This window comes from Xanthomonas sp. NCPPB 3959, from assembly GCF_056675575.1.
Window position 1 is genome coordinate 1 of the sequence record NZ_JBWWVR010000038.1, and the last position, 5,052, is coordinate 5,052.

Consider the following 5,052-nt stretch of genomic DNA (forward strand, 5'->3'; position numbering starts at 1 on the left):
GCTGGAGTTTCTGGGTCGACTGGACGACCAGGTGAAGCTGCGCGGTTTCCGGATCGAACTCGGAGAAATCCGCCTTCGTCTGGAAGCGCAGGCCGAGATCGCGTCGGCGTTCGTGCAGGTGATCGAGCACGGCGGCGAGTGCCGCCTGGCGGCATGGGTGGTGCCCAGCGCGCCGGTGGCTGACACTGCCTCGCTCGCGGCCCAATTGAGGCTGCGCCTTGGCGAAAGCTTGCCGGGCTACATGGTGCCCTGGCAGATCGTGCCGATCGATGCATTCCCATTGACGCCCAGCGGCAAGATCGACGCGCGCGGATTGCCGGAACTGGTGGTGGAACAGGCCGACTTTGTTGCGCCGTCCACCGGCACCGAGCGGGTGGTCGCGGAAATCTGGCGCGAGTTGCTCGATTGCGGACCGGTCGGCGTCGACGATGATTTCTTCGAACTTGGCGGACATTCGCTGTTGGCGATGCGCCTGGTTGGCCAGCTTGGCCGGGCACTGCATAAGCGTGTCACTTTGCGCGCGCTGTTTGAACATCCCAGCGTGCGCCGTCTGGCGGCCTGGTTGGACACGACTGCGACGGCCGAGGTCGATAGCATCGGTCCGGTCGAACGTTCCGGTAGGCTGCCGCTGTCTTCGGCGCAAGAACAGCTCTGGTTCCTGGCCCAGTTGACTCCCGATTCGACGGCTTACCACATGTCCGCCGTCTTGCGTCTGCATGGTGCGCTGAGTTGCGATGCGCTACGGGCGGCGTTCGTGGCGGTAGTTGCGCGGCACGAGGTGTTGCGCACTGCGTTCGTCGATGTCGACGGTGTTCCGATGCAGGAAATCCGTTGCGACGCGGGCTCGGCCTTGTGCTGGAATGAAATCGCCGCCGCCGATTCCCTCGCGCTTGAGGCGGCGGGGCGCGCCAATCACAACACATCTTTCGATCTCGGTCGCGATCCACTGATCCGCGTTTGCCTGATCCGCGAAGCGGGCGATCGGCATGTGCTGCTGGTGACCGTGCACCACATCGTGTTCGACGGTTGGTCGATGGCCGTGCTGATGGATGAGGTGGCGGTTTTCTACACGGCACTACGCGAAGGACGCGCGGTGTCGCTGCCGCCATTGCCGATCCAGTACGTCGACTTTGCCGTCTGGCAACGCGCGCAAGCGGATACGGCGCATGATGCCTGCGCGGACTATTGGAGGCGTGCGCTCGACGGCGCTCCACGGTTGCTGGAATTGCCGACCGATCGTCCGCGGCCGGTGCAACAGGTGTTGGCCGGCGACAGCGTGCCCGTCTTTCTGGACGCCGAAATAACGGCTGCGTTAAAAGTGTTGGGGGCGCGTCACGGCGTCACCTTGTTCTCCACCTTGCTGGCGGGCTGGGCTGCGCTGATGGTTCGCCTGAGCGGTCAGGAAGATCTGGTGCTCGGTATCGCCAGCGCCAACCGCGAGCGTCAAGAACTCCAAGGCTTGATCGGATTTTTTGTCAATTCGCTGGCACTGCGCTTCGATGCTTCGGGGAGTCCCACGGTTGCGCAATGGCTCGAACACACGCAGGCGCGCGTGATGGAGGCACAGGCACAACAGGAGCTGCCGTTTGATCGCGTGGTCCGGCTGGTCACGCCCACGCGAAGCCTGACCCAAAGCCCTGTGTTCCAGGCCTTCTTCGCCTGGCAGGACGGCGATATTGCCGACCTGGTCCTACCGGGGTTGCGGATAGAACCGATGACGAGCAGCGCGGGTGGGGGGGAGACCAAGTTCGATCTCTCGATGGCATTGCATGAAACTGCATCGGGTGGTGTCGACGGCGTGCTGGAATATGCCACGGCCCTGTTCGACCGTGAGACAGTGCAGCGTTTTGTGGCGTCCTGGCGGACCTTGCTGTGCGCGATGGCGAGCGATGACGCCCTGGAATTGGCCGCGCTTCCGCTGTTGGGCGACGAGCAGCGCCTGCGCTTGTTGCGCGATTGGTCGGGGGAGATGCTGCCCTACCCGAACGAGGAAAGACTCGAGCAATGCTTCGACCGTATTGCTGCATCGACACCGGATGCAATTGCGATCGTCGACGGTGACTGCACGTGGTGCTATGCCGAACTCGCTACGCGCGCGCGCGCGCTGGCCGAGCGCTTGCGTGCGCACGGAGTCAGATCGGGCGATCGGGTGGCAATCCAATCGCCGCGTTCGGCACTCCTGGTATCGGCACAGCTCGCCGCGCTGTACTGCGGTGCGATCTACGTGCCACTGGACTCGAATGCCCCGAGGGCGCGGCGCGATTTCATCCTGGAAGATAGCGCGGCCTGCGTGTTGCTTGTGCCGACTGCCGAAGCGACCGAGTTTGAACTGTCTCCACTGGTCCATGCATCGCAAGCAATGCCGGACGAGGGGATCGATGCGATCGCCTATGTGATGTACACCTCCGGTTCCACTGGCAGACCGAAAGGTGTGGCGGTGTCGCACAGAGGCATCCGTCGCCTGGTTGTCGGCAGCGGTTACGGAGATTTCAGTGCATCGGACCGCGTGGCTTTTGCCGCAAACCCGGCGTTCGATGCGAGCACGCTGGAAGTGTGGATGCCACTGTGCAATGGCGGTCGCCTTGTAATCGTCGATCAAGACACGCTGTTGGAGCCGCTACGGCTGGCCGCGTTGCTTGAGTACGAAGAGGTGACCGTTTTGTGGATGACGGTCGGCCTGTTCAACCATTACGCTGACCAAATCGGTGCGGCATTGGGGCGGTTGCGCGTATTGATGATCGGTGGCGATGCATTGGATTCCGCGGTCGTCTCGCGCTTCCTGGCCTCGCGTCCCCAAGCTCGCCTGCTCAACGGCTACGGTCCGACCGAGACCACGACGTTCGCACTGACACATTCCATCACTGCGGCCTCGCCAGGACAGCGTATCCCTATCGGACGGCCAATCCGCAACACCCGTGTCTATGTGCTGGATGCGCGGCGTGAACCGGTGCCGGTGGGCGCGGTGGGCGAACTCTACATCGGCGGCGACGGTGTGGCTGCCGGTTATCTTAATCTTCCCGAGCTGACTGCCGAACGCTTCCTGCCCGATCCCTTCGCCGCAAGCGGGCGCATGTATCGTAGTGGCGATCGGGTGCGCTGGCGCAACGATGGCACTCTCGAGTTTCTTGGGCGCGCGGATCGGCAGGTCAAGATCCGTGGCTTCCGCGTCGAACTGGGCGAGATCGAAGCATGTCTGCGCGAGCATCCCGGAGTGCGGGGAGCAATGGTGGTTGCGCAGCCTGAGTCGAGCGGACGTGCGCTGACGGGTTACGTCATACTCGATGCGTCGCTGCCGCATGGCGATGCGGTAGCGACGCTGCGCGGATATCTTGCCGACCGCGTGCCGGACTACATGCTGCCAGAGGCCTTCGTCGCACTCGAGTGCTTCCCACTTACCGCCAACGGCAAGGTCGACCTGCGTATGCTGCCGCAGCCGATGGATGCCAACGACGGCATTCACGTTCCGCCGGCGACCCCGACCGAGCAGGTACTGGCCGAGATCTGGCAGCGCCTGCTCGGTCGCGAACGGATCAGTGCCAGCGATGGCTTCTTCGCGCTAGGCGGCCATTCCCTGCTGGCCACGCGTGTTGCGGCTGAGATCGGGCGCCGTACTGGCGTGAAAACGCCGGTGCGCATGTTGTTCGAGCTTCCGGAATTGCGTGCACTCGCCACCTGGCTCGATGGGCAGGTGGCGACGGGCGATGCGCCGATCGCGCGGGCAGACCGCTCCGGTATGCTGCCGCTGTCCTCCGCGCAAGAGCGGCTGTGGTTTCTGGCGCAGGTCGAGCCGGAATCGATCGCGTATCACGTTCCATTGGGGCTTCGCTTGCGCGGCGAACTGGATCGTTCGGCGTTGCGCGCGGCGCTAGAGCGCGTCGTGGCAAGGCATGACGCGTTGCGTACTGTGTTCATCGATATCGAGGGTACGCCTGCGCAGGTGGTGACCGCGTCCGCGCCTGCTGCGTTCGAGTGGGAGTATTTCGACGTCCGTGATACAGGCGACGCTACCGCGTGCCTGGTCGCCTCTACTCGGAAAGCCTTCGATCTTGCCCGCGGACCGCTGTTGCGTGCCTGTGTGGTACGCGAGGCGGATGCATGTTATGCATTGCGGGTGACGGTGCACCACATCGTCTTCGATGGCTGGTCTGTCGGCTTGCTGATCGACGAGATTGCGACGCAGTACGTGGCCCTGCGCGCAGGCGATGCGGACCCCTTGCCACCGCTGTCGGTCCAATATGCCGACTACGCGGCGTGGCAGCGCTCCCAACTGGAAAGGCCGGAACAGCTCGCACATGCAGAGTATTGGCGCCATACGCTCGCTGGCGCGCCCGGCCTGCTGGAATTGCCGACCGACAGGCCGCGCCCTGCGCAACAGTCCTTTACCGGGCAGACTTTGCCTTTCATCTTCGATACCGGGCTGACGTCCGCGCTGAAGGCGTTGAGCAAGCGCTGCGGCACCACTTTGTTCACCGTCCTGTTGGCTAGTTGGACGGCATTGATGGCGCGCCTGAGCGGGCAGCAGGACCTAGTGCTCGGCATCGCCAGCGCGAATCGCGGGCGCGAGGACATCCAAGGTCTGATCGGACTGTTCGTCAACTCGATGGCGCTGCGCTTCGATGTCTCCGGCACACCGATGGTTGCGACCTGGATCGAGCAGGTGCGCATGCGCCTGCTCGATGCCCAGGCACATCAGGATCTGCCGTTTGATCGCGTGGTCGAGTTGGCCGCACCCATGCGTAGTTTGGCGTACAGCCCGCTCTTCCAGGTCTTCTTCGCCTGGGAGGACAGCAACGCAACCGATGTATCCCTGCCTGGACTTCGTGTCGAAGCGCTGACCGACGATGTGGGTGGGGAGGCCATGTTCGATCTGAGCGCGGCATTGGGCGAAGTCGATGGCAGCGTTGTTGGCGTCCTGGAGTATGCGACCGCGCTGTTTGATCGGTCGACAATCGAACGCATCGTGGTGATGTGGCGTGGCCTAGCGCGCGCCATGGCCGAGGACGAGGGCTGTGCGTTGTTGGCGTTGCCGCTGCTGAACGAAGCGGACATCAG

The 5,052-nt window shown here is 63.6% G+C and carries 1 protein-coding gene; it reads left to right on the forward strand.

Translation table 11 applies throughout. From position 1 onward, the window contains the following. A partial coding sequence (locus AC1KVG_RS21660) for an amino acid adenylation domain-containing protein (RefSeq protein ID WP_481095787.1) occupies window positions 1-5,052 on the forward strand: 5,052 nt, incomplete at both ends.